Here is a 25,560-nt window from a genome sequence, read left to right on the forward strand (position 1 = left end):
GATATCATAGTTGTTCATGGGCGGGAATGGAACCGTTGACTATATTTGTTTTTTATTGATAGGGGGAGCCGGAGCTTATTCCGGAGCTGTAGATGTTATTATTTCTGCACTTTGACTCTCTTGACGCGACCGATAGCTTATCCTGCCGAACAACGCAGCAGAAATCATAGCCGCTACAGCAACGGAGGCAGCAGCGACCCACGTAATGGCTTGCAGCGATAAATAGTTAATGACAATGCCTCCGAGTCCAGCCCCCGCCGCTATCGCTAGCTGCAGCACAGATGTATTGAGGGCAAGCATGACACCAGATGTCTTGGGAGACAAGGTAAGAAGATCATATTGCTGGCTTGGAGAAGCTGCCCAGGAGAAGAGCGACCAAAGCACCAGCACCGGGAAAACAAGGAATATGGAAGTGCCAGAGACTACCGATAACAATATCAGCATCACCATATTTAACAACGTTGCTCCAGTTAACGTTCTGCCTACACCCCATCGATCGGTGCCGCTTCCCCCTGCCTTTGACCCGATCAGACTGGCGATGCCGTATGCGAACAGGGCGCCGCTTACCCATCGATCGCTCATTCCGGCAACTTCCAGCAGATAAGGCGACAAATACGTGAAGGCAATGCCATAACCCATCGTCATAAAAAAGTTAATGGCGAGAGAGAGTGCGATTCGCGGTCTCTTCACCATAGCCAGTTGTTTGGCAAAGGAGATCGGCTCATCACCTTCCATCCGCGGTATTGCGCTTGCCAGGACGGGCAGACTGACCATGGCAAGAAGGCTAATACCGCCGAAAATCAGCCTCCAATCGTACGCGGCGGCAATCACCCGGCCAATGGGCACGCCCAAGATAAGTGAAGCGGTGACACCCATTAACACCGTTGCAATCGCACTCCCCTTCCTGTTCGAAGGCGCTAACTTAGCGGCTAAGGCAAGCGATGTCACGACAAATACACCAGTTCCGAGCGCCATGACTACCCGTGCAAGCAGCATAAATCCATAACCCGGAAAAATCATGATTAGCGCATTACTCACGATAATTAAGCCAAGCGAGTACAACAACAACTTTCGACGGTCAAACCGGGCCGTGACCCCCATTAGGACCGGGGTACCTATGGCGTAGGCTAGTGCGTAGACGGTCATTAACTGTCCAGCCTGAGATAATGTCACTCCGGTATCTGCGGCGACTTTATCTAAAATGCCCGTGATCATGTATTCGGATGTCCCGACAATAAAGCAGACCACAGCAAGTATGAAGATTTTCCAGTTTTGTCCCAAATTAATCATTCCCCCTCGTTAATCAATGGCTGATGTTAGTGTAAACAGTAAATAAGAAATGTAGAAGTACGCACTTTTAAGTCCTATAGGAAGATGCGGGTGCTATAGGAACATGGAAGTTCCCTAGAAAAGAGGACAGAACTAAATAGAGGGAACACGAGACGCCCAGATTCGCCTGCGGCGTCTTTGGTGTGCGAAGGGGAGGGGATAACCAGCATATGATATACTTGGGGATGAATGTTAGGATGATATCAAGAGGAATGAGGAACAATCACTACATTGAACTTCATTCCTGGAAATGACGCAGAGTGATTCTGAATGTCTCCGAAGATAGGACGGAACTGCTTCTGGCGAAGATTAGCAAGGATAACACAACCACCCGCTGGTATTCCGTCCTGAACCAAGAGGAGATGAAGCAGATCGTCAGCTTAATTATGGCAAAAAGAACAGATTGAAGATTACGATTTCTTACATACGCTGATAAGAAGAGGGGAGGAGGGGGTGAACGGTGTACGATCCCAGTCCGCATACTGATGCTCAATACGAAATCCGTAACGGGTCAATAACTCCGTCAGCGCAGCGTATGTTGTAAAACGGCAGTCGATTCGGGACTCTGTCCGCTTATCGCCCCAATCGCGAAAAGTTACCCAGTGCATGATGGAACGTTCCGCATCGTAGGTCTGTGTGCCCGATACCTTGACTACGTTGCCATCTGAATCGGTGAATTGGCCCCAACCCGTCTCCCCTTCATCGGACAGGTCAGTCCCTGCGGGATTACGCATCTCGAAGATCAGTCGTCCTCCTGGCTCCAGATGATGGTAGACGGTACGGAGTAAGGCGGCCTGATCCTCATCGCTCACAAAAGCCTGAAATGCATTCCCCGTTAAATAGATCATGGCAAACTTCTTATTGGAGCGGAAGGTTCGCGCATCAGCTTCGATAAACTCTACAGGCAAGTTTCCGGCCTTCACCCGCGCATAAGCCAGCATAGAGGAAGCAATATCAACGCCAGTCATGGCGATTCCCGCCTGAGCCAGCGGCAGAGTCGTCAATCCGGTTCCGCAAGCCAGTTCCAAGACCTCGCCGGCAGCCGCTTGAGCCCATTCCAAATAGAACTGATATTTTCGGGTCTCCCCGCCGAACTCCAGATCATAGTTGACCGGATCACGGTACTCTTCCAGATTGTTATGCGCAGTCAATGCTAGTTCCTCCTTGGCAATACAATATAAATGCATAAAGGTAAGATAGCATAGCTGTTCATAGGCGGGAATGGAACTGTTGATTATACTCGTTTTTTATTGATAGGAGGGAAAGGAAATATGTTCAGCTTACATAGCTTTACTGACAGCAGTTGTCAGTGAAGCTGTTTTATTATAGAGATAGTCATAGAGAGAGGAGCTACACATGAAGCATACAGTATATCTATATGTGTTAGACACCATGGCAGACTGGGAGATAGGGTATCTAACGGCTGAACTGAACTCGGGAAGGTGTTACAAGGAGGGACAAGCTCCATCTACAATAGTTACCGTAGCCAATGAGAAGACACTGATCACTACCATGGGCGGACTGAAAATCATGCCTGACATCACGGTGGATGAGTGCAGCATGGCAAGTGGAGATGCCTTGATTCTGCCCGGTGGTGAGACATGGACCGAAGCCATCCACAAGCCGATCCTTGGACTCGCTGAGAGATGTATACAGGAGGATATATTAGTGGCAGCCATCTGCGGAGCCACCATGGGACTGGCCCAGGCCGGACTGCTGAATGCACGCCCGCATACAAGCAATGACCTGGAGTACCTCAAAATGATCTGTCCAACGTACACCGGCGAAGAGTTCTACCAGAACCAGCCTGCTGTAACGGACAGCAAGCTGATCACAGCAACCGGCATCGCCCCGCTGGAATTCACCATGCATGTATTGAAAGCCCTGGATGTAATGACTCCACAAAAATTAGAGGCTTGGTATGGTCTGTATAAGACACAGGAAGCGAAGTATTTCTATGAGTTGATGGGATAAGAGCAGTTAATAAGGTTACCCTCTCTTCACGGAGAGGGTATTTCTGTTGGTCTGGGGGATTCCAAAGATACTAATGTCTAAAAAGTTAAATTATTCAAAAAAGTGTTACATTTAGTCAAGTTATGCGTCTTATATTGATAGACAGCATGAGTCATTTCGACTATTAACGCTATTTCTATATCGAAGGGAGGAATTATAGGACTTTACTTGTAGACAAAGATGACGTATAGGAGCTTTAGGTGAGACCTGCTGGATACTTATTAAGAGAGGATGAGTTTGTTGAAAAAGAACATTCGTTATTTTTTATGCCTCATGCTCGTATTTCTAATGATTCCGCTGAGTGTAGCTGCTTCTAATCCTGACCGAAATGCAGACTTAACACATACTGTACCGAAGGCCATTATACAAGCGATGGAATTGCAAGAACCAGCCCTTCAAGCCTATCAGAATCTCTGGGACAGTTTCAATAAAGATGAGCTAGGCACCCCCATTTATCCTGATAATTATGCAGGAGAATATGTCAGCGGCGACAAACTGGTTATTATGTTAGTAGATCCTTCTGAAGAATTGAAAGAGGATTATATGAAACGTGCACAAGATAGTGAGCATGTTATATTTGAAAGCGCTTCATATTCACTGAATTATTTGAATAGTCTAGATCAAGTCGTTTCACAGCTGGAGGAGCAGAATTATAGCATCGGTAGCTACGGTGTGGACCGGAAGGCTAACCAGTTCTACGTTTCAGTGATCGAAGAGGATTACAATAAGCTTATGAACGAGCAGCCCCAGACCCTCCAGAAGACAACGGAGAGCTTGCCTGTCCGGATCGAGCCGGGAACACCTAATACGAGTACAGCCCAATTATGGGGCGGGGATCGAATTACCAATGAAGATAACGGTGCCGGGTTAAGTGTCGGGATTGGCGGTACCTATGGCGGCAGTAGTGCCATTCTGACGGCTGGACACAGCAATGAGAAGGTAGGCTTCTTATCTACAAGATATCCTTATATTCAGTATTCGGGAACACGGACAGGACAGGTGAGTTATCAGCGTGCGAATAGAACTAATGGTGCGACTGGCGTAGATTCACTGGGCGATTTTGCGATGGTGAAGTTAACCGGAAGCGATACGGCGACGAACAAAGTGTATGGAAGTGTGTCCATTACCGGCACCTATTCGTCGGTCCCTGTGGGAACCACGATCTATAAATACGGAGCAACGACCGGATATTCTTGGGGGACTGTGACACAAGCGAGCATAAACGTTATCTACTCCGATGGCCTGTTTAATACCTATTACGTGAATGGCCTGTATCAGTCTCTGATGCAGAACTCATCCGGTACCGATGCCGTTGCCGGGGGAGACAGCGGCGGACCGGTATATATGAAGGATGGAAGTGCGAACAAGCTGCATGGCATTGTAACGGCCAGAAGCAATCCGACGAGCGGGCCTGCTAAGATTATGTATTCCACCCCGATTTATTATGCGGAGCATGCCGGCTTCACCGTCAAGGTGAATTAGGTAAACTGTACCCATAAGGAGGATAATGACATGTCTGTTCCCTCAGTCTCTAGACCATTCCTGTGGTGGTGCGCCGTGTTGACGGTCATTATCCTCATTTGCGTTGTTGTCTACCGGACAGGGTCTGCGTGGGTTCACAATCACCAGTTACGCAAAGACTTCTCAGCTGCGGCAACGGCCAGCCCCTATGTACAAGGCATTCCGCTGGAGCAAATGGATCTGAGTGCGTATAGCTCCTATTTTCCCGGCATATCTGGCGAGCCTGAATATTCATTAGTTCATCGTATAGAAGCGCCTGTGTCTCTGCAGTATTATACTCAGATTCCAGGCGGGGCAACGGCGGTTGCCTTAGAAATTCCCAAGGGTACGATGATTGAGGCCATTCCGTCAAAATCCCAGGGATCTTCATTCTATGAGTTAGGGTATGGGTATACCAGCTATCCTACCTATGAGAAGGGTTGGCGGTATGTCCGGCCGTTCAAGACTGCAGAGGATGCAAATCCTGCATTGAGCGAGAAGTATTACTATGTGCAAATGGACAGCTTAGAGGCTGTATTGGATTCAGCGATTAGAGCAAACAAGCCATTTCGTGCTGCTGTACGTCAGCAACATTGGACCCTGGACCAGGGGAAGCATGCCTTTGCACGGTATATTGACGACGTACTGTATCAGAATGGAGCGTACCTCTCACCGGATTTGTTCTACCGGACCTTTGACCGCTGGAACATCATGTTACTTGGGGTAGTGATGATTATCGCCGTTGCCCTGTTAAGTCCAAGCTCATGGTTTGCCCGAAAACGAAGATAGAGAGACATTAGATGCTACGTGATACTGAATGATTAAGAGAACGCCGTGGCGTTCTTTTTTTCTGCGCCAGCCTATTATTCACGAGCCCGAATCACCAGGAAAAAGGGTATAATTAATTAAAAATGGAATTAATATGTATTATATGGGGAGGGGTTACAAATTTCACTTCGCGTTCTAAAGGCTTGTGAACCCGATGATGATAGAACATTCATGAAGAATTTATATGAGAACCACTATCCATTAATGAGAAAGAAAGCATTTAATATTATTAAGGATCAAGAAGTCATTGATGATCTAATTCAGGAAGCTTTTATTAAGCTGATCCCCAAAACATCTCTATTGCGCTCCTTAAGCGGCTGCAAAGTTACCTCTTATGTCGTCAACACCATTAAGCATTATTGTTATGACCATATCCGAAGGCGCACCCGCCGTTCCAGGAAGGTCTATACCGGCTTGAAGAACGATGTAGCGGAGCAAATCCCTGATCCCGCAGCCGCGACAGAAGAGAACTACATCCAAGCTGAAGCCATAGGAGCACTTACGGAAGCAATGCTGCAGCTATCTGAACGCGACCGGAATCTGCTCTACTTCAAATACAAGCTGGAGCTGCGGGATCAACAAATCGGGGAGCTTTTAAATATTCCCACGCAGCATGTGCGGCAATATATTTCCAGAGCTAGGGGGCGGGTGCTGCGGGTTTTGAGGGAAGAGGGGGTTGGTTATGAATGAGTTGTACAATTCACGAGCCCAACCTCCAATTCGCAGATAGATGTATATTATAATATACATAGATAACTGAAGGCTGGTGGAAACATGAATGTAAATCAAGTGATAAGCTTCATTGATCAGGAATTATCTCAGACGTTAAGTGATTATCAAGACTGGTTCGATATTAAGTCCGACGTACTATCCTATAAACCGCAGGTTGGATGGAGTATTGAACAAATATTGGAGCATGTAACCTTAACCAATCACTTTTTGTTGATTCTCATTCGAAAAGGGACGCGGAAAGCCATTGAACTCTCCAAAAAGAAAGATCTACAGGCAGTGATTGAATCCCGTCCAATTAATCTGCAGGAGCTTGATGCAATAGCTAAGCATAAGTCTTTTGAATGGATCAGGCCAGAGCACATGGAGCCTACAGGAGATAAAGAATTAGGGCAGATTAGAGCCTTATTGGAAGAGCAGATTAGCGAATGCAGACAGATTCTGAAAGAGCTTGAGAACGGAGAGGGATTACTCTATACAACCACAATGACCGTAAACAATCTGGGGAAGCTTGATGTGTATCAATACATCTATTTCCTGTGCCAGCACGCCAAGCGGCACATTGTGCAGTGCAAAGGGTTATGGATGAGTATACCAAGTCCATCTGGCCGCACTAATCATGAATGAGAAAATCGCCAAATTCCCAACATCTACAACAGACTCTACATATACTGATAAGGAGGGTGTGAACGGGTGTGCGATCCCAGTCCCCATATTGATGCTCGATACGAATTCCGTAACGGGGCAATAACTCCGTCAGCGCAGCGTATGTTGTAAACCGGCAGTTCATCCGGGGCTCTGTCTGCTTATAGCCCCAATCGCGAAAAATTACCCAATGCATGATGGAACGTTCCGCATCGTAGGTCTGTGTGCCCGATACAGTGACTACGTTGCCGTCTGAATCATGAATTGGCCCCAAACCGTCCCCCCTTCAACGTACAGGTCAGTTCCTGCGGGATTGCGCATCTCGAAGATCAGACGTTCTCCGGTCTCCAGATATGCAGGGCAATAGGTAGTTTATGTCGAATAACAGAATGTTATCTGTGTGATCTGGCGCTTGTTCAAAACGGGGGGATTTAGAATGAGGATTGGAAGTTGGAACCTGTACCACTGCATGATATTTGGAGACATGAGGAAAAAGATTTCTCGATTTGTCTGAAGGAAATATTAAATTACTGAGTGAAATGTTAAATATCACTTTTTTGGATTGTGAGTCTTCCGCGACCTGAACATACTTGGTTGAATGAGTCTACTCCAGCAGATATCTCATTATATTTGGCGAAACTTTCAGCATATAAGATTGGAAACTCTGAGCCAGCGCCTCTGTTTACAATTGTTGTTGGGCCGAATGCCCAAGTGAAAGAAATAGGAAAAAATTTGATAAAATGTACAGTCAAAAGCAGTTGATTAAAGATAAGTTCGGTGAGTTGCTAATCTGGGATAGGCTCGACATCAAGAGGGCATCACGCATTCAATACTTATTAAGCATAGGTGGTTTAAAAAGCGAAGAATCCAACTGGCCGCAAATTCAGTTGACTATGATTGCGAAAATGAAGAAATTCCATTCCGCATTCCATACGCTGATAAAGGACATCCAAGAATAAAGGAGTGGTATGATGGCATCATTGGATACTGCAAGTGAAGGTGCATTATATAATTCGTTAGCTGAGATATTCTCAGCTCCGAGACATCTAATTGAATATGCAATTATTAGAAATAATCTTTCATTACAAAGTGCAGGTTCGGCAGAAGAAGTTAACTTGAAGAGTATAAAAAAGATTATCGATGATAAAATAGATACTGAATCCACAATCGGTGATTTCGATAATGTTACAATATCCCATTTAACTACGCGCAGTGAATCCTCGATTGAAAATCCTAAACCTATTTATAATCTTCATGATTCACTTCTACATGATACTGAACTATCATTTAAACTTAAGGAATCAGGTATTATGTTCAGAAAATCCAAGAAGGGAATCGATACATATCTTGATGGGAGCCTCATAGATTGGGAGAGCATGATTCCAAAAAGTAATGAGGAACCATGCATCAGGATGATTATGCGTAGATTGCAGCCAAACCGTTATTTTCCTGAAGCAGATAAGTGCATCAATGGGTTTTTGTTCGGTGGGGATATTTGGGAGAATAGCGATGTACGGCATATAATAGAAATGCCTGAGTTTGCAGAAAATATCTTAAGAGTACTAGGGAAAAGGAAGGCTATCAATGAATGGAGGTCTAAAGTTAAAGCATATGTAATTACCTTCCAGGTTCCAGTTAGTAGGATTATCTTCGATGGCTCGAATAAACTGAATAGACGCCAAACTCAGTATTGCTTGTTGCGTCACGCATTCTATTATCTTAGTAAAATAAGACAAGGTGACTGGGATCAGTGGGATAATCCCATCATTCGGCTTGAGGATAATCTTAATGTTGAGGCCTATCAGATAGTTTCTATAAGGGCTGTATAATAAGGTGGAATTATTGTAAATGTGAAATAGAAAAGACCCCCAGGTGCTTCCTATTGGGAGTCTTTTGTTCCGATGCTTTCGGAATATTCTTAAATTACCATTAATAGTTAACGGAGTCAACTATTAATTGATGGACTCTGTTCTCATGATTCATTATAATGGAAACATATGTTTGGAGGTGAGCTTATGGCAAGGATACTTACTTCTTTAGAAATTTGTGCAGGTGCTGGCGGTCAAGCCATAGGCCTAGAACAAGCGGGATTTGAACATCTTGCATTAGTCGAAATAGATGAAAATGCGTGTACTACTCTGAGAACTAATCGGCCTACATGGAATGTTGTTCCTGGTGATCTAAGGGATTTCAATGCAAAGCTTTTTAAAGGCAACGTCGACTTATTAGCTGGAGGCCCCCCCTGTCAACCGTTCTCAACTGGTGGAAACCAACTTGGGGAGCTAGATGAGAGAAACCTGATGCCTGAAGTTCCTCGTTTAGTGAAAGAATGCTCTCCTAAAGCGATTATGATTGAGAATGTTGCAGGATTAATGTCGTCTGCATTCGAGGAATATAGAAACACGCTCACAACCATCATTGAAAAAATGGGCTATAAGGGAGAATGGAGGTTGTTCAATTCTTCCGACTTTGGCGTCCCTCAATTAAGGCCTAGAGTTGTATTTGTGGCTTTAAAGAAAAAGTATTGGAAGCATTTTGCATGGCCTACTCCGATTACTGAAAAAGCTCCTGTAGTAGGAGATGTTCTTTATGAAGAAATGGCTAGTAATGGATGGCTTGGTGTTGATGCTTGGAGAGAAAAGGCTAACGTTATTGCACCTACTCTCGTAGGAGGGTCTAAAAAGCATGGTGGCCCTGATCTTGGCCCGACAAGAGCAAAAAAAGCATGGCTTAATCTCGGAGTAGATGGTGGTGGTGTAGCGAATGAGGCTCCTTCAGCTGATTTTGTAGGGACACCTAAACTGACCGTAAAGATGACTGCATTACTACAGGGGTTTCCAGAGGATTGGATTATCACTGGTCGAAAGACTGCTGCTTACAGACAGGTAGGGAATGCATTTCCTCCGCCAGTTGCTAGAGCAGTAGGAGTACAAATTTATAAAGCAATATCCGATGCAGAAACGAAAATATCTAGTTCAAAGGAGTTGACTTGATGAGCGACAAGCTAGGGATAACAAATAGTGTAGCTCTAATAGCAAAGGCAAGAAAAACATATCATGCAGCCTTACTAGCTGGACCCTTATCCATAAATGAAAAAGGAGTTCCTAGTAATGCAGACGGTGCAAATGGTAATTCCGTACTCTTTGCTAAGAGTATCATTGATGATCTTAAATATGAAACAACTCGTGAAAGGGCGGCGGGGCAAACGAGCGGTAATCAATTTGAGGAGATCAACGTAAACTTCTTGAAAGAAACATTCCTTTCACTGGGTCATATTAGACCTGGTGGATGGAGTATCCGTAAGGTTGGAAGTAGGTCGCAACTTGCGATAGCTGAGTATGAACAGTATCAACATCTAGTTTCCTTACGAAATGCATCTAAGTTAAATCCAGCGCTTGCTGCAGCATTAGGAAACGATTATGTAATTGCTCCAGATGTAGTGATTGAACAAGCTTTATGGTGCGATGAGGAAATTAACAGTAACAAACTAATCGTTGATTCAACAATTAGTAACTATACAGATGTTAGGAAGGTTAACGGTGGTAAACCACTACTTCACGCAAGTATCTCTTCCAAATGGACAATCAGATCAGACAGAAGTCAGAATAGTCGATCGGAAGCTCTAAACTTAATTCGTAATCGCAAGGGGCACCTTCCACATATCGTGGTGGTAACTGCAGAACCACTACCTAGTAGATTATCGTCTATTGCACTGGGAACTGGTGATATTGATTGTGTCTATCATTTTGCACTACATGAATTAATTAAGGCAGTAGGGTTGTATGGTTCAGATGACTCCAAGGAGATGTTGAGTATCATGGTTGATGGGAAGAGATTGAAAGACATATCTGATCTTCCCTTAGATCTTGCGCAATAACAAAGATTAATTTATATGATTGTGTAGTGCATCCACATTACACGGAAAGGAGTAGCACATGCCTACATTCCTTAATGATGACTCAAGAAGAGCTGCTGAATGTTACTTTACACTGCTCGCCTTGAATAAATCTTCACCCAAACAGGCTGCTATTGCTTACAAGCACATCCCTTCATTTGTTGATTGGGAGGTAACACTTGAGAATCAAGGTTACGATTTTAAGTCTATTAGTGATACGAAAAAGAAAATCAAGCAAGGCATAGAAAAGCTGAGTGAGTATGTGCTTATAGCATGTAAAGATGATGCTATTTACCCTAAAAGACTACTTAAAGTGGAGGATTCTCCCGAGGTTCTCTTCTTTAAAGGGGAATTGGACCTTCTAGATAAAATAGTGATCTCCGTTGTAGGGTCGCGTAAGGCTTCAGAAGAAGGCCAGAACAGGGCAAGAAGATTAGCCAGACTATTGTCAGAAAGAGGAATTGTTGTCGCTTCGGGTTTAGCGGCTGGTATCGATAGGTCAGCACATCAAGGTACACATGATGCAAGCAAACCAACCATAGCTGTAATTGGAACACCAATAGATAAGTTTTATCCAAGAGAGCATGAATCTTTACAAAATTTTATTTCTGAGACTGGGCTAGTAGTAAGTCAGTTTGCACCAAGTTTCCCTGTCCAACGCTGGAACTTTCCTATGAGAAATGCTACCATGAGTGGTATTTCAGTGGCTACCATAGTCGTTGAAGCCAGTGAAACGAGTGGAGCATTAATCCAAGCTAGAGAGGCTCTCAAGCAGAAGCGTGAAGTGTTCATCCCTTATAGTGCAGTAGAGAATAAGAATCTTAAATGGCCAAAAAGATTTATTAATGAACTAGGTGCAAATATGTTTACAACCATTGATGATTTAATGGATCAACTTCAAATTAAGGGTCTTCTTAACTCAACTGAAGATCAGCCGACAATCAAGGGGACTGCACATATATGGGGGGCGGACAATGCTACTTGAGTGCAACGAGATAAAGCTGCTGATCGTTAACTTGGATAATGTATCCTGTGATCTTGATGTGGACCTATCTGATTTGATTGATTATAAAGATTGTATATTCATCGTATCTGATAACTCAAGAGCAGAGCAATTAAAGAAAGATAATGATGAATTCTCGTATGTTTCTCCTACAGGATGGCTAGGCTTTATTAACACGTTAACCATATCAAGAATTTTACGTGATAATAGTATTGAACCTTTTGAGGCTGTCTACATTACTGGCGATTCACAGGAAGAATATAACGATTTAGGGATCTCTACAATTTTGATTATGAATGATGAGACACCCTTAAATAAGAATAATCTTTCTGATCATTGTGTTAAAGACATTCCTTCGTTGATAAAGGGCTTAAAAGGGAAGAACTATGGCTACTTTGGAGAATTGTGGGCTCATGGTGTAGGTGGTAAAGGTGGTTACTACCTGAACACTTTGAGTCATGAACTCATTCCATCTGTAGTAACTGATTTAGTGGTGTTTGGCCGATATTTTGTCTCGAATGATAGCAGGGCATATATTCATCCTTTTTCCCAGTTAATTCTGCAAATGAAAAATGGGTATGCAAAACAAATGAAATCAATATCAGAATTATTTGCATCATCTATCAATCACTTGTACAAGTTAGGACTTGATGTCGACACTATAACTGTAGTTCCTCCAAAACTTAATAAAAAAAATGTTCTACTTGAAGTTATTAATAATTCCAAAAACCTTGGGGATGAAAGTTTGAACAATGGAATTGAGGTAGCGGAGTTACTCTTCTTAAAAGAAAACTATAAGCCACAAAAAGAAGTAGGCAATCATACTAACCGATTTGTTAATGTAAAAGATAAATTTAAAACTAAAAAATCTGTTGATGGTCACATTTTATTGGTTGATGACATAATAACGAGTGGTGCTACTGCCCTGGAATGCGCCAAGGTCTTATATGAGGCTGGCGCGGATAAGGTAACAGTTCTAGCGTTTGGAGCTTCGCAGAGTAAAAGTGGCGCACAGTCGCTTGATCATATACCTTGTAAAAGTTGTGAAGATGGAGAATACAAGATGAGGTTTGGTAAAACTGCCTTCTATGGTTGTAACAAGTGGCCTAATTGTGACTCTACATTGAATTATGAGGATGGAAGAAGACAATACAATGCCAGTAGAAAATTGCAAAGTGATCCGTTTGGGTCTGAAGATGAGGATTTGTTCTAGCTTTAATATCATTGTATGAAGACTTAAATAAAAGGGCGAAGGTTGTATTACATATACATAATGCATGCGTACTTAATAGATGTAAACTACCTAAGCGCTAGGAGCAGATCGTAAAGGTCGGGTTATTACCTGACCTTTCTTAATATCTGTAATAACTAAGTTAGGAGCAGTTATGAATATAACATCATCGTTAAGCCACGACCTTGCACTAGCGGCGCAGCACTACTTTCAAAGAGAACTGAGAATAAATTTTTCAACTCTTAAAACTGAAATGGATTATATTGATCGAATGCATAGAAGAATAGAAAAGCTGGAGTTTTTGTGGAACAATATCATGGATATGTATTTAGGTAATAGTAGACCTATTATTACGATGCAATCATATTTCATCCACAAGACACCCCAAGTTACATTTGATGTAATAAGTAAAAAAAAATCGATCGAGTTTGGTGATTTATTGTATGTTTATAATGAGAATCAAAGTAACGGGTATCAAAAACAGAATGCACTGCTTCTACAGGCAAAGATGAGAGATAATCATCAGCTTGACCCAGACCAATTATATTTATATTCATGTTGGCCAGACTTCTCATTTACGAATAGCTCAATGGTAAATCGTAAATTTACCATTGATACTCAACCTAATTCTCATTTGGGAGCTCGGTACTTGTATCTTGAGAAAACAGTATCAAGCTTTGTACCGTTTCGTTGGGCAAAGACGGCAAGACCTCGTCCTAAATTGTGTGAACATAACTGTGACTTTCATTATTTGTGGGAGTTATTGGGATTAATGGATTTTTCAAGAGGGAAAGAGCTGGATGGAGACTGGGGGCAAGCGATAAATGAAGTGGTCAATTGGGTGAAATACAACAATGTTCCTTATACAAACCGTACTCAAGGGAACAGGGCAGCTGCTATGCTGAGTATGTTGGCTACAAACTCAAGTAATGGGAAAAATATAAATGTTCAATCCTTTGAAAGTAAAGAAGCAAAAAAAGGATTTTGGCTTGTAGTTGTTAACGCTGATAACATTATAACTAATGGATGATAAAAGGATGAGAACTTGAGTTCCTTTTCTTGCTTTAGTATAGCTATTGTAAAAACACAGTATCAGATTCTATTCTTATTAAAATGCCCCTATAAGTTCTAGAAGTTGATATCCCTAAACGCTGCAAAGTCAGTAATCATAAGGGTTTTGGCCCTTTGGATTCATTTCCTCAAACCAGAAAAATAGTGAATCTTGTGTGCTTTAAACGGGCTGCAATAGCCACACAGAATTCCCTGCTAGAGGTCCTCTTTTGAGCTATCTGTTCTTCACAAAACAGGTAGTGGCAAAGGAGGATTTTTTTATGGCGTCACGCATAAACAAGATCAAGAAAACCCCCGGTGCCAGTGTCATACAAAAATATTAGGAATGATGTCGGCTACTGCAATAACAACTTTAGTGAAGACTAAGTATGGATGGAAAATCGACATTTACGATTAATAAAAAGTGAGGAGAATAAATCGTCTTCTTTGAGCTCTCTGCGGATAAACGTTCTGGGGGTTATTTACTTAACTGCGCTTTCTGGAGGGTGCTGCTGTGTTGAAGAGATTCTAGGGTTCCCACTTCCTGCTTGGACTCGTCAACTTCGTCCTTGGTGCGAATGCATGGCTCTCAGCAGGGTTAGGTAACTTAAATAGATATGCTTCAAGTGTAGTGTTTTCTAGAGTAAGTAGATAATCAAAGAGCTTTTAATAAAAGGGGGCGGAAGGATTTGTAATATAAATGTCGAATAAAGGAAAGTAGATAGTAAGAAAGTACCGAAAATCCCCGAAGTGCTTTCTCAAGGGCTTGGTTACCGATGTTTTCGGTCAACCTAAATTTATCCATAAATTCCGATTGGAGTCGACAAAGCTAAGTAATTGTTACATCACATTGTGAGGCAGGTGACCCAAATGAAATCAAACTTTGACTTTCTGGAGAGTAACTTTCCTGTATTAAAGCAGATAGGAAATGCTGCTGAAGGGTATCTTTATTCTGACCCCAACTCATGCTTATATAAGCTCGGTCAATTAGCTGAAATGATGGTCAATTCGATGTTGGAACTTGATAATATAAATCCACCATCCACTGATAATACTAATGCCAATCGCATCAAACTTCTTAAACGGAATGGATTGATCCCTAGAGAAATTGATGATATGCTGTTTTCTTTACGGACTACTCGTAACAAAGCGGTCCATTTACATCATGACTCCTTCGAAGACTGCAAGATACTGCTTGAGATAGCTTATAGGTTATCAGTCTGGTTCTATCAGACATATGGTGACTGGGGTTATGAGGCAACGGGATTTGTAATGCCAGAAGACAACAGGATAACGGTTGATTACGAAGCGCTCTTGAAGGAAAAAGAAGAGCAAATCAGGGAGCTAACCGAACAAATGAAATTAACGGTGGCGACTGGTAAAGCTCTGCCTTTTGCCGAGCGTGCAATTAAAGCCAACAGAGCTGCCGAGCAGATTAATCTCTCCGAGAAAGAGACCCGTTATCTCATTGACGAACAGTTGTGCAAAGTTGGCTGGGAAGCAGACACGGTAAATATCCGTTATTCTAAAGGTACAAGACCTCAGAAGGGTCGTAATTTAGCCATAGCTGAGTGGCCGACCAATTCCACTGTTGGCGATAAAGGCTATGCTGACTATTTCTTGTTCGTTGGTGAGCAGCTTGTGGCAGTTATCGAGGCCAAGCGGGCTTTCACAGACATTCCTTCGGTAATTGACTACCAGTGCAAAGATTATGCCAAGAAGGTTAGAGCAGAAGATGCAAAGTATCTGATAAGCTCCTGGGGTGAGTATAAAATCCCTTTTCTGTTTGCTACAAACGGGCGGAAATACCTGAAACAACTAGAGACAAAGTCAGGAATCTGGTTCTTGGATGCACGGGAAAATTCTAATATTCCTAGAGCCCTTCAGGGATGGATGAGCCCATCAGGAATAATGGAGCTCCTTGAGAAGGATATCGAGGTAGCTAATAATAAGTTAGAGCAGATGAGTTATGACTTGCTAAGAGATCCCGACGGCCTTAACCTTCGCGACTACCAGATTGAAGCAATCGAGGCAGCAGAACATGCGGTAATGGACGGGAAAAAGACTGTGCTTCTTTCAATGGCTACTGGAACAGGTAAGACCAGAACCATATTAGGCATGATATATCGCTTTGTGACAACTGGACGATTTATGCGTGTTTTGTTCCTTGTGGATCGTACCTCGCTTGGTGTACAAGCAGAGGATGTCTTTAAAGAGGTGAAGATTGAGGACCTTATGACGTTGGACGAAATCTACAATATTAAGGGACTTGATGATAAACAGATCGATAAAGAGACGCGGATACATGTAGCTACCGTCCAAAGTCTTGTTAAACGTATTATGTACAATGAAGGTGACTCGATGCCCTCGGTTACGGACTATGACTTAGTTATAGTAGACGAAGCTCATCGTGGCTACATCCTTGATAAAGAAATGGGAGACGATGAGCTGCTTTATCGTGATGAGCAGGATTACGTAAGTAAGTATCGCACGGTGATTGAATATTTCGATGCAGTGAAAATTGGTTTGACAGCAACTCCAGCTCTACATACTTCTGAGATATTCGGGAAGCCAGTAACTAACTATGCTTACCGAAGAGCAGTGATTGAGGGTCATTTAGTGGATCATGATGCGCCGCATGCTATTGTCACGAAACTTAGCAAGGAAGGGATTAACTACGACAAAGGCGAGACAGTGGCTATTTATGACCCTATCACTGGAGAGATTACGAACAGTAGCGAGTTGGAAGATGAGTTGAAGTTTGATTTAGAAAAGTTTAATCGACAAGTCATCACGGAAAACTTTAACCGTACTGTACTTGAAGAGATTGCTAGGGACATTAATCCTGAAGGTGATGGCAAGACCTTGATATACGCGGTGAGTGACACACATGCAGACTTAATTGTGAAGCTGCTCAAGGAGATATATCAGCCATACGGCGTTGACAATGATGCCATTATGAAAATTACAGGCAGCGTTGGAGGCGGTAATAAGAAAAAGGTACTTGAAGCCATCAAGCGTTTCAAGAATGAAAAATACCCGAATATAGTGGTTACCGTTGATCTTCTAACCACAGGCATAGATGTCCCTCGGATCGATACGTTGGTATTTATGCGCCGTGTAAAATCACGTATCCTGTTTGAACAGATGCTTGGAAGAGCTACTCGTCTTTGCCCTGAGATTGGTAAAACGCACTTTGAGATATATGATCCTGTAGGTGTTTATGAGAGCCTGGTTGATGTCAACACAATGAAGCCTGTGGTTGTTAATCCACAGACGACCTTTACTGACCTCCTACAAGGGCTTGATGAATTATCCACCGAGGCTCAGATTCAAAATCAAATTGACCTTATTTTAGCTAAGCTTCAGCGTAAGAAGCGCAACCTGAGCGAAGGACAGATGACACAATTTGTTGATTTGGCAGGTGGGGATGATCCAACTAGATTTGCCGATAAAATTAAGCAGATGTCTGTTGACAACGCCAAGGAATTGCTTTTGACCAATCGAAATCTCTTTGAAATGCTTAATGAAGGAGGCATAAAGCCTAGGAGGGCAGTTGTAATCTCTGAAAAAGAAGATGAACTTTTTAGCCATACAAGAGGTTATGGTAAGGGAATGAAGCCCGAGGATTACCTTGATGAATTCAGAAACTTCGTAACAAATAATATAAATAATATAGCTGCATTGAATATCGTGTGTACCCGTCCCAAGGAATTGACTCGGGAAAGTCTAAAGAGTTTGCTTTTGGAACTGGACCGTGAAGGATTCACCGAGAAACAGTTGAACTCAGCATGGAAGCAGATTAAGGACCAGGAAGTAGCAGCTGATATCATCAGCTTCATTAGGCAACAAGCCATTGGGTCATCTCTGATCAGTCATGAACAGCGCATTAAGAATGCAGTCTCTAAGCTGAAGAAGAATCATAGCTTCAGCAAGATGGAGACTGACTGGCTCAACCGCATCGAGGGTTATCTGATCCATGAAACGGTATTGGATAGAGATGCTTTCGATAGTGGCGCATTTAAGAACTTCGGTGGATTTACGCGTATCAACAAGGTATTTAGAAATCAACTGGATAGTATCATTACCGAACTTAACGAGTATCTTTATGATGATGGAGGCCAAACAGCATGACAAACCACGAGATCGTAGCGAAGCTTTGGAGATTATGTGATGTGCTTCGTGACGATGGTATCACCTACCACCAGTACGTAACGGAATTAACCTATATTCTATTTCTCAAGATGGCCAAGGAAACAGGTACTGAGGGGCAAATCCCCGTAGAGTATCGTTGGGACCAACTTATAAAGCTTCAAGGAGTAGAATTGAAGCGGTTCTATAAAGAGTTGCTTAATCACCTCGGAGAGAACACTGTCGGACGTGTTCGTAACATATACGCAGGTGCTGCATCCAACATTGATGAGCCAAAGAATTTGGAGAAAATCATTACCTCTATCGATGCTCTAGACTGGTATTCTGCTAAGGAGGAGGGACTTGGGAATCTCTATGAAGGTTTGCTGGAGAAGAACGCTAACGAGAAAAAGTCAGGGGCGGGGCAATATTTCACTCCCCGTGTTCTTATCGATGTCATGACAAAGCTAATTGCTCCTCAACCAGGAGAGCTTTGTAATGACCCTGCCTGTGGAACATTTGGCTTCCTGATTGCTGCTGATCGTTACGTAAAAGATCACACTAATGACCTGTTTGCTTTATCTGCAGATCTACAAGAGTTCCAGCAAAAAAAGGCGTTCTCTGGGTGTGAATTGGTACATGAGACACATCGGCTCGCTCTCATGAATGCAATGTTGCATGATATTGAAGGCCCTATCTTGCTCGCTGATACCCTTTCCAATCAAGGTAAAAAAATGAGGGATTTTGATGTAGTCCTGACCAATCCGCCATTCGGAACTAAAAAGGGCGGGGAACGTACTACTCGTGATGACCTTACTTATCCGTCATCCAACAAGCAATTAAATTTTTTACAGCACATTTATCGCAGCTTAAATACGAAAGGCACGGCACGTGCTGCAGTCGTATTGCCTGACAATGTGTTGTTTGCTGATGGGGATGGAGCATCTATCCGTAATGACTTAATGGATAAGTGTAACCTACACACGATACTGCGGCTCCCGACAGGTATCTTCTACGCCCAGGGAGTAAAGACAAACGTGTTGTTCTTCACTCGTGGGAAAACAGAGAAGGACAATACCTCAGAAGTTTGGGTATACGATCTTAGAACCAATATGCAATCGTTTGGTAAGACCAAGACATTAAAAGAAGAGCACTTCGATGGATTTGTTGCGGCTTATACAGCTATGAATAGAAGTGAAGTTCTGGATGAGCGGTGGAATGTCTTTACACGTCAACAGATAACAGCGAAGAATAACAGCTTAGATATAGGTCTTATTAGAGACGACAGTTTCTTAGATTATGAAGAGCTCCTAGATCCGATTGAGAGTGGAGAAGAGATAGCAGCGCAGTTAGAAGCAGCAGTTCTTTTAATTCAAAGCGTGGTAAAGGAATTGAGGTCATTGGAGGTTAAATCTAATGGCTAAGAAAAATCAGCTGTCTGCAGAATTAACTTTAGAACAGGCGTTAATATCAATGGATAGACAGCCGTATACAGTGCCTGACAACTGGATTTGGACAACAGTGAGGAATATTAATAAATACACGGGCTCCTCTGTTAATCCCTCGCTTACCCCAGCTGAACTATTTGAACTATACAGTGTTCCGAGTTGTGAGGATGATAATCCAGAGCTCTTAGTAGGGAGCGAAATAGGTTCAACGAAACAAACAGTAACTAAGGATGATGTGCTGATTTGCAAAATAAATCCAAGAATTAATAGAGTTTGGATTGTCTCGCAACACACCGAATACCATCAGGTGGCATCATCTGAATGGATTGTTGTACGTAATCAAAGTATTAATGCTAAGTATCTTATGTGGTATTTTAGATCGAAATACTTTAGAGAATATATGCTTTCGAACGTCTCTGGAGTAGGAGGCTCCCTCATGAGAGCACAACCGAAATACGTTCAAACTTATCCTGTACCAATACCGCCGCTTGCTGAGCAGCAGCGTATTGTTCGTCGCATTGAAAGTCTCTTCGCTAAACTTGATCAAGCGCAAGAAATGGCACAGAATGCTTTAGATAGTTTTCAATCACGTAAAGCTGCTATCCTACACAAAGCGTTTTCAGGGAAGCTAACTGTGAAGTGGCGTCAAAATCATGGTATAAGTATGGATAGTTGGAAAACTACACCATTATTCGAATTGGCGTCTATTCAAACAGGTTTAGCAAAAGGGAAACAGATTACTTCAGATACCACTACTATGCCTTACCTACGGGTTGCAAATGTCCAAGATGGATATTTGGATCTTTCTGAAATCAAATTAATTACTGTGGAAAAAGATAAAATTGAACGTTATCGTTTAATAGAAGGTGATGTACTTTTTACTGAGGGTGGTGATTTTGACAAACTCGGACGAGGTACTGTTTGGAGAGCAGAAATAGATAATTGCTTGCATCAAAATCATGTTTTTGCCGTGCGTCCTGAGCCAACGGTTTTAAACTCTTTCTATTTGGCTTATTTAGCAAGCAGTCGATACGGGAAAGCCTACTTTTTAAGTTGTTCAAAGCAGACAACCAATCTCGCTTCAATAAATTCTACACAATTAAAAGCATTTCCAGTGATTTGTCCTAGTATTAATGAACAACTAGAAATTGTACGTATACTGGACAAACTGTTGAAAGAGGAACAGAAGGCTAAAGAGCTGTCTAATATCATAGTAAAAATCGATCAGATGAAAAAGGCAATCCTAGGACGTGCATTTCGTGGCATGTTGGGCACTAACGATAACAATGAGGAAAGTGCCGCAGAGCTGTTGACTGGGGAGTCTGTTACTAATTAGTTAGAGAAGTAAACACATAAGCACTTGAAACAGAGGTACGGCCTACTGTTTATAAGTGCTTTTCTTTTCATTGATGATAAATTACATGTTTGTTTAGCGAATGGGGTTCTTTGGATTCGTTAATTAAAAATAGTAATGGCACACCAATTTAGACCGTTGAGGGCTGGTTCGGACTTGCTCCTCCAACTAGAGGCAATCACAGGATTGACGGAAGAGGCTCCAAGTATTTGGAATAATATGGGTTTAAAGTTAGAAGAGCTGGTGCAGTTACTACTGAGTTATGATAATACTACCGCTGACTTTGAATTTACTTACAGTACACCTGAATACAATACCACGCTTGATCGTTTTAAAGAGGGCACAAGAACTCACGATGTTGTGTTAATTGGAAACTCCTTAAAGGGCGAACCTTTATTGGTATTGACACTAAGGTAGACGTACCTTTGGGTGACATAGCTTCACAATATATGCTGTCAGAAGCGTAAGGGCGAATCCTAAATCAAGGTTGCAAAGTGGTTTAAACAACTCCTACTTCGTTTTTGGTTTAGCTGATGCAAGCTACTTAAGATATCAACTGATACAAGCTGTGGCTGGGACAGATTTTAAGGCGCACAATCAGGAGCTCTACAAGCTGTTCTGCGATCTACGCCGACGCGATTCCAAAATATTATATTCAAGGCTGATATAGGCTTAAGTTATGCGGTGCCTGTTAGCCACAGAAATCAGACGGTAAGTCCCTCTTTCGTAACTTGTTCAAGCAAGCCGGAGGAGGTTTCTTGAAAAGAACTTTACTTCCTTGTTGATATCTTGTTGATGAAGAGTTTCTACAAGCAAAAAATGTATGCAGATAGAATTAAATTAAAAGTTATAAATATGTGATTTATGGGTTTAGCTACATGGATTGCCGATGATCTCATATGTTCATAATATATGTGAGATGCTACGCACTTTTGATTACATATTAAATGAGGAATTTGCAGTATCCTTCTTCACCTATCCCCCAACAATTCTCCAACCGAAACCTCCAACGCCTTGGCAACCGCCACAACCTCATAATCTTGTACCAGCCTATGCTGGCCTTCCAATCTTGATAAACTGGTTGGGCTTATGTCCAATCCAAAGGTTTGTAACCGGGCAAGGAAATCCTTCTGCTTCATTTTCTTAGCTTTGCGAATTGCTACAACTCGGCTCCCAATGATGTTTTTGTCACCTGGGGGCTCTTTACGATGTCTCATTTCCGTGTCACCTCACAATATTAACCAAATTGTATGCGAGGTAGGAGTTGTTTTAATGCGAATATCGAATTAAAATAAAATAAACCGATAAACGCATTAAAATCTCTATACATCATCTACAACCATAGCTTTGTCAGAAAGGTGAGGGTGCAATGCACAATCTAATTCACAAGTATGAGGAGGAGAAGCAAAGGCTGAATGAACTCGGGCAAAGGTTACTGGAAGAAGGGGTTCAGTTAAGCACTAATGAGGCGCTTCAGGCTCAGAGTCGTAGGGTGGATGAACTTATTAATCAGATGTATCAAGAAAGGAACGGATATTCAGAGGCTTTGCGGTTAAACTTTTGTCCAGGGGGAGATGTGGTGAGTTTTCCGGCATGGTTTATTCAAACGATTCAGGGTCGATTGAATGAGGTAACGGCACAAATAGAATATGAGTCTGAGCCTAGACAAGCTTTTGAAGAGGAAAGCGAGGCTTTTCAGGCGTTGTTCGACTCCTTAGATATTGCACGTAAGCCGCAATTTGAGGATTGGGAGAACAAACTTCAAGTAAAGCAGTCCGTTCTTTATGAGCGCCTATATCTACAAGGACTTAAGGATGGAATGCAGCTTGCAAATACCTTTAATGCTCCATCTGCGCTCTCGGAGTAATCACAATAGACAAATAAACATATTCATGTTTGGACTGTTCACGCGACAGTCCTTTTCTTATGCTCTTTTTGGGAGGGAATCCTTCCCATATTGTCGAATTACCATACATATTGTAAATCCAGAGGATATGAGGTTGGGTTATGTTTGAAGCACTAAAGAAACTCTTCCAAAAGTCAGACCCTAAGCCGCCACAGGCTGTACGTAAGGCACACGATCCAAAAGCTAAGCCCAAGGTTGCACCCACCCGCATTGGCGAGCTGGGCGAGCATAAAATTAACATTCAGCTTGATCAATTACCTAAGGACTGTAAATCTCTAAGTGATCTGCTGCTTCCTAATCCTAAGTCTAGAATAGGTTACGCCCAGATTGATCATGTTGTTATTTCCCCGTATTGCGTATTTGTCATTGAGACGAAAAACTACAATGGAGAAATTAAAGGTGGGCGGACGGATCAGCAGTGGTCAGTGAGCAACCGTTACAATATGTATAACCCGCTGAAGCAGAATTATGGGCATATCAAGGCCATTGAGAGTCTGCTGAAAGATGTAGCCGTCATAAAATACATCTCTATGATTTCATTCACAATGAGATGTCGGTTCAGTATTGACCCGGAGCTGCGGAACATTCAATCGGATGAACTGGTTGTCTATGACGTAGAATTAAGTGAGTTTATCTCTAGAAAGCTGATCAGCTTGAAGACGGTGAACCCCGAGCCTCTTATTTCTATGGCGCAGATCCAAACTATATATGATCATCTGGTTCAGGCTAATATCACCGATACCGAGATTCGTAAGCTGCATGTGACAAAATCAAGAAAAGGAGCTGAATAAGGAATGCTGATCTACAACAAGCTTGTTCGTGACAAAATCCCTGAGATTATCCAAGGCACAGGTAAGGTCTCTAATTGCATAACTTTAGAGTATGAATCCTATGTTTCTGAACTGAAAAAGAAGCTTCGTGAAGAGGTAGAAGAGTATAACCAAGCTGGTGGTGATGCAGAAGCGGTGGAAGAGTTGGCCGATATTCTAGAGGTGGTCCATGCTCTTGCTCAATTACATAAGATCCTGCCAGAGGATCTAGAAAAGGTACGCGCAAAGAAAGCTGAGGAACGTGGAGGCTTTGCAGATCGAACTTTTCTAATTGAAGTGAAGGAGTAGTCATTAGGCATCTAACTCTATTCAAATCATAAACAATAAATGGAGAGAATAATTATGAATCATCGCCAACGTCCATTCTTTAGGCTCGCTATGAAAGCCTTGATTATGCTGCTGTGCGCCGGTCTGCTGCCAGTCGTACATACGGCGGCTCAGGTGCAGGCTGAACCGGTAGTGGGGAATCAGATCAGGCCGCTGCTGATCAATAACCAATATGTGTTGTTTCCAGGTAAGCTGGCGCCCTATATACAGGCAGGTAAATTAATGGTACCTGTCCGCTCGTTCGCAGGAGCACTGGGTGCGAAGCTGACGTATAATGCCGCCAGCAAGAGCTCTACGATCTCGCTTCTTGGGGAAAGTGTGGGGAAACTGCGGGCTGGGCAGGCTACGGCGGTAACCAAAGACGGGAGTGCGATAGCGCTGGGAGTGTCCCCGCAGTTGCGGGATGGTGTGCTGTTTGCACCCATGAGCCCAATCCTCACCGGACTGAAGAAGGTGAAATGGGAGAACATGTCCAACCTGCTTAACCGCAATGTACTGATAGTGCAGGGCCGGGGTGACACAGTGCTGCCGCAGGCCAAGTCGTGGCAGAGCGTGACTCCGTTTGGAGATGTGCCTGGGGAGAACCAGAATCCTTTTTACCCTACACTGTTGACACAATCTGCTGATGGGAAAGGCTTCCGGCTAAGCCTCAGCGTGCTTAATGACTCCGGGTTCGTCATTCCTAAGGGCGCTTCCAGCTTGGAGTTCGTCGCTGTGAACAGCCAAGGGCAGGCGGTAGTCCGGTAGCTTCCCGGCCCTTCTCAGGCTACTCCTAAGGCAGGAGCCTTGTCATTCACAATCAATGTCCCCACAGCACCGGATTATGTGATTTTCAATTCACGGATCGAGTAAAGAACACAAGGAAGTAAGGTACGGAAGAGTGGGCTCGGGCTAATGAGAAATTCTAAGAGAGTGGTGCAATAGGCAGGAGAAAGTATAATAAAAAAAGAGAGCCGTGCTGGACACACGACTCTCGGAGCAATAGCCACCTTTAAGGGCGGAGGCTTCTAAAGGTTATCCATTGAAATAGGACGCTTACCGTTGGCCGGGGTGGCCTGATTCTTTTTGTGGAAAGAGAGAATCAACACAACCAGAGTCACGAACGAAATCATTAGGGTCAATGCTTGGTATACCTCCACAGGCATTACCTAAAAGCTCTCGCAGAAAGCTACTTCATAAGCTTAAGCTTTTCCAGGCTACTGAGTAATTCTAAGAGAGTGGTGCAATAGGCAGAAGAAAGTATAATGAAAAAAGAGAGCCGTGCAGCGAACACGACTCTCGAAGCAGTATCCACTTTTAAGGGCGGTGGCTTTCGGAATAGCAGTCAAGAAATAGACCGAT

The 25,560-nt window shown here is 42.9% G+C and carries 23 protein-coding genes; 20 read left to right on the top strand and 3 right to left on the bottom strand.

All coding sequences use genetic code 11. The features are described 5' to 3' along the window. Positions 1-75: 75 nt before the first annotated feature. The gene (locus NYE26_RS02100) at positions 76-1,281 is read right to left on the bottom strand and encodes an MFS transporter (protein ID WP_339253525.1); all 1,206 of its coding nucleotides are present in this window, start codon (positions 1,279-1,281) and stop codon (positions 76-78) included. A gap of 308 nt (positions 1,282-1,589) precedes the next feature. On the opposite strand from NYE26_RS02100, the gene NYE26_RS02105 reads away from it, so the two are divergent. Next, positions 1,590-1,736 (top strand): hypothetical protein, encoded by a 147-nt coding sequence (locus tag NYE26_RS02105; RefSeq protein WP_339253526.1) that lies wholly within the window; start codon positions 1,590-1,592, stop codon positions 1,734-1,736. Positions 1,737-1,739: 3 nt separating this feature from the next. Here NYE26_RS02105 and NYE26_RS02110 read toward each other — a convergent pair whose 3' ends face one another. Further along, positions 1,740-2,480: a methyltransferase domain-containing protein gene (locus NYE26_RS02110; RefSeq protein ID WP_339253528.1), complete on the bottom strand. Its 741-nt coding sequence runs from the start codon at positions 2,478-2,480 to the stop codon at positions 1,740-1,742. A 205-nt stretch (positions 2,481-2,685) separates the two neighbouring features. Here NYE26_RS02110 and NYE26_RS02115 point away from each other — a divergent pair, with 205 nt between their 5' ends. The 15 genes from NYE26_RS02115 (at position 2,686) to NYE26_RS02185 (ending at position 21,573) form a co-directional block, all read left to right on the top strand. Then, positions 2,686-3,303: a type 1 glutamine amidotransferase family protein gene (locus NYE26_RS02115; RefSeq protein WP_339253529.1), complete on the top strand. Its 618-nt coding sequence runs from the start codon at positions 2,686-2,688 to the stop codon at positions 3,301-3,303. A 582-nt stretch (positions 3,304-3,885) separates the two neighbouring features. Further along, positions 3,886-4,824, top strand: coding sequence for a trypsin-like serine protease (locus NYE26_RS02120; protein ID WP_339253531.1), 939 nt, complete (start codon positions 3,886-3,888; stop codon positions 4,822-4,824). A 30-nt stretch (positions 4,825-4,854) separates the two neighbouring features. Further along, entirely contained in the window at positions 4,855-5,631 is a 777-nt protein-coding gene (locus NYE26_RS02125; RefSeq protein ID WP_339253532.1) for a hypothetical protein, read from the top strand. A 210-nt stretch (positions 5,632-5,841) separates the two neighbouring features. Continuing rightward, entirely contained in the window at positions 5,842-6,360 is a 519-nt protein-coding gene (locus NYE26_RS02130; RefSeq protein ID WP_339253534.1) for a sigma-70 family RNA polymerase sigma factor, read from the top strand. A gap of 84 nt (positions 6,361-6,444) precedes the next feature. Further along, positions 6,445-7,026 (top strand): DinB family protein, encoded by a 582-nt coding sequence (locus tag NYE26_RS02135; protein ID WP_339253535.1) that lies wholly within the window; start codon positions 6,445-6,447, stop codon positions 7,024-7,026. Between the two features lie 986 nt (positions 7,027-8,012). Next, on the top strand, positions 8,013-8,873 hold the full coding sequence (locus NYE26_RS02140; protein WP_339253537.1) for a hypothetical protein: 861 nt from the start codon (positions 8,013-8,015) through the stop codon (positions 8,871-8,873). Between the two features lie 186 nt (positions 8,874-9,059). Further along, a complete protein-coding gene (locus tag NYE26_RS02145) occupies positions 9,060-10,037 on the top strand; it encodes a DNA cytosine methyltransferase (RefSeq protein WP_339253538.1) in 978 nt (325 codons plus the stop codon). Beyond that, on the top strand, positions 10,037-10,921 hold the full coding sequence (locus tag NYE26_RS02150; RefSeq protein ID WP_339253540.1) for an NgoMIV family type II restriction endonuclease: 885 nt from the start codon (positions 10,037-10,039) through the stop codon (positions 10,919-10,921). The genes NYE26_RS02145 and NYE26_RS02150 overlap by 1 nt, the downstream gene beginning before the upstream one ends. A gap of 121 nt (positions 10,922-11,042) precedes the next feature. Then, on the top strand, positions 11,043-11,924 hold the full coding sequence (locus NYE26_RS02155; protein WP_339253541.1) for a DNA-processing protein DprA: 882 nt from the start codon (positions 11,043-11,045) through the stop codon (positions 11,922-11,924). Between the two features lie 31 nt (positions 11,925-11,955). Further along, complete coding sequence (locus NYE26_RS02160) at positions 11,956-13,155, top strand: hypothetical protein (RefSeq protein WP_339253543.1); 1,200 nt, start codon at positions 11,956-11,958, stop codon at positions 13,153-13,155. 172 nt (positions 13,156-13,327) lie between these two features. After that, on the top strand, positions 13,328-14,203 hold the full coding sequence (locus NYE26_RS02165; protein ID WP_339253544.1) for a hypothetical protein: 876 nt from the start codon (positions 13,328-13,330) through the stop codon (positions 14,201-14,203). An 890-nt stretch (positions 14,204-15,093) separates the two neighbouring features. Continuing rightward, the gene (hsdR, locus tag NYE26_RS02170) at positions 15,094-18,357 is read left to right on the top strand and encodes a type I restriction-modification system endonuclease (protein WP_339253546.1); all 3,264 of its coding nucleotides are present in this window, start codon (positions 15,094-15,096) and stop codon (positions 18,355-18,357) included. Continuing rightward, the gene (locus NYE26_RS02175; RefSeq protein ID WP_339253547.1) at positions 18,354-19,778 is read left to right on the top strand and encodes an N-6 DNA methylase; all 1,425 of its coding nucleotides are present in this window, start codon (positions 18,354-18,356) and stop codon (positions 19,776-19,778) included. Before hsdR ends, NYE26_RS02175 begins: the two co-directional genes overlap by 4 nt. Then, positions 19,771-21,138, top strand: coding sequence for a restriction endonuclease subunit S (locus NYE26_RS02180; RefSeq protein WP_339253549.1), 1,368 nt, complete (start codon positions 19,771-19,773; stop codon positions 21,136-21,138). The genes NYE26_RS02175 and NYE26_RS02180 overlap by 8 nt, the downstream gene beginning before the upstream one ends. Before the next feature lie 135 nt (positions 21,139-21,273). After that, positions 21,274-21,573 carry a hypothetical protein gene (locus tag NYE26_RS02185; RefSeq protein ID WP_339253550.1) on the top strand — a complete coding sequence of 100 codons (300 nt, stop codon included), beginning with the start codon at positions 21,274-21,276 and terminating at the stop codon, positions 21,571-21,573. Positions 21,574-22,127: 554 nt separating this feature from the next. On the opposite strand, the gene NYE26_RS02190 is transcribed toward NYE26_RS02185, so the two are convergent. Further along, positions 22,128-22,373 carry a helix-turn-helix transcriptional regulator gene (locus tag NYE26_RS02190; protein ID WP_339253552.1) on the bottom strand — a complete coding sequence of 82 codons (246 nt, stop codon included), beginning with the start codon at positions 22,371-22,373 and terminating at the stop codon, positions 22,128-22,130. A gap of 152 nt (positions 22,374-22,525) precedes the next feature. Between NYE26_RS02190 and NYE26_RS02195 the strand changes: the two genes are divergently transcribed. The 4 genes from NYE26_RS02195 (at position 22,526) to NYE26_RS02210 (ending at position 24,966) form a co-directional block, all read left to right on the top strand. Beyond that, on the top strand, positions 22,526-23,023 hold the full coding sequence (locus NYE26_RS02195) for a hypothetical protein (RefSeq protein ID WP_339253553.1): 498 nt from the start codon (positions 22,526-22,528) through the stop codon (positions 23,021-23,023). Positions 23,024-23,163: 140 nt separating this feature from the next. Continuing rightward, positions 23,164-23,853: a nuclease-related domain-containing protein gene (locus NYE26_RS02200; protein ID WP_339253555.1), complete on the top strand. Its 690-nt coding sequence runs from the start codon at positions 23,164-23,166 to the stop codon at positions 23,851-23,853. Between the two features lie 3 nt (positions 23,854-23,856). After that, positions 23,857-24,180, top strand: coding sequence for a nucleoside triphosphate pyrophosphohydrolase (locus NYE26_RS02205; RefSeq protein ID WP_339253556.1), 324 nt, complete (start codon positions 23,857-23,859; stop codon positions 24,178-24,180). A 54-nt stretch (positions 24,181-24,234) separates the two neighbouring features. After that, positions 24,235-24,966, top strand: coding sequence for a copper amine oxidase N-terminal domain-containing protein (locus NYE26_RS02210; protein ID WP_339253558.1), 732 nt, complete (start codon positions 24,235-24,237; stop codon positions 24,964-24,966). Positions 24,967-25,560 lie beyond the last annotated feature (594 nt).

Source organism: Paenibacillus sp. FSL P2-0136 (assembly GCF_037975325.1).
Classification (GTDB): Bacteria; Bacillota; Bacilli; order Paenibacillales; family Paenibacillaceae; genus Paenibacillus_AQ; species Paenibacillus_AQ silagei.

Bases quoted from the DNA above. Each gene is read 5' to 3' on its own strand.
- NYE26_RS02185 (WP_339253550.1), top strand. From the start codon at position 21,274: ATGGCACACCAATTTAGACCGTTGAGGGCTGGTTCGGACTTGCTCCTC.
- NYE26_RS02165 (WP_339253544.1), top strand. From the start codon at position 13,328: ATGAATATAACATCATCGTTAAGCCACGACCTTGCACTAGCGGCGCAG.
- NYE26_RS02130 (WP_339253534.1), top strand. From the start codon at position 5,842: ATGAAGAATTTATATGAGAACCACTATCCATTAATGAGAAAGAAAGCA.
- NYE26_RS02125 (WP_339253532.1), top strand. From the start codon at position 4,855: ATGTCTGTTCCCTCAGTCTCTAGACCATTCCTGTGGTGGTGCGCCGTG.
- NYE26_RS02190 (WP_339253552.1), bottom strand. From the start codon at position 22,373: ATGAGACATCGTAAAGAGCCCCCAGGTGACAAAAACATCATTGGGAGC.
- NYE26_RS02115 (WP_339253529.1), top strand. From the start codon at position 2,686: ATGAAGCATACAGTATATCTATATGTGTTAGACACCATGGCAGACTGG.
- hsdR (WP_339253546.1), top strand. From the start codon at position 15,094: ATGAAATCAAACTTTGACTTTCTGGAGAGTAACTTTCCTGTATTAAAG.
- NYE26_RS02150 (WP_339253540.1), top strand. From the start codon at position 10,037: ATGAGCGACAAGCTAGGGATAACAAATAGTGTAGCTCTAATAGCAAAG.
- NYE26_RS02205 (WP_339253556.1), top strand. From the start codon at position 23,857: ATGCTGATCTACAACAAGCTTGTTCGTGACAAAATCCCTGAGATTATC.
- NYE26_RS02180 (WP_339253549.1), top strand. From the start codon at position 19,771: ATGGCTAAGAAAAATCAGCTGTCTGCAGAATTAACTTTAGAACAGGCG.
- NYE26_RS02120 (WP_339253531.1), top strand. From the start codon at position 3,886: ATGAAACGTGCACAAGATAGTGAGCATGTTATATTTGAAAGCGCTTCA.
- NYE26_RS02135 (WP_339253535.1), top strand. From the start codon at position 6,445: ATGAATGTAAATCAAGTGATAAGCTTCATTGATCAGGAATTATCTCAG.
- NYE26_RS02200 (WP_339253555.1), top strand. From the start codon at position 23,164: ATGTTTGAAGCACTAAAGAAACTCTTCCAAAAGTCAGACCCTAAGCCG.
- NYE26_RS02175 (WP_339253547.1), top strand. From the start codon at position 18,354: ATGACAAACCACGAGATCGTAGCGAAGCTTTGGAGATTATGTGATGTG.
- NYE26_RS02195 (WP_339253553.1), top strand. From the start codon at position 22,526: ATGCACAATCTAATTCACAAGTATGAGGAGGAGAAGCAAAGGCTGAAT.
- NYE26_RS02140 (WP_339253537.1), top strand. From the start codon at position 8,013: ATGATGGCATCATTGGATACTGCAAGTGAAGGTGCATTATATAATTCG.
- NYE26_RS02210 (WP_339253558.1), top strand. From the start codon at position 24,235: ATGAATCATCGCCAACGTCCATTCTTTAGGCTCGCTATGAAAGCCTTG.
- NYE26_RS02145 (WP_339253538.1), top strand. From the start codon at position 9,060: ATGGCAAGGATACTTACTTCTTTAGAAATTTGTGCAGGTGCTGGCGGT.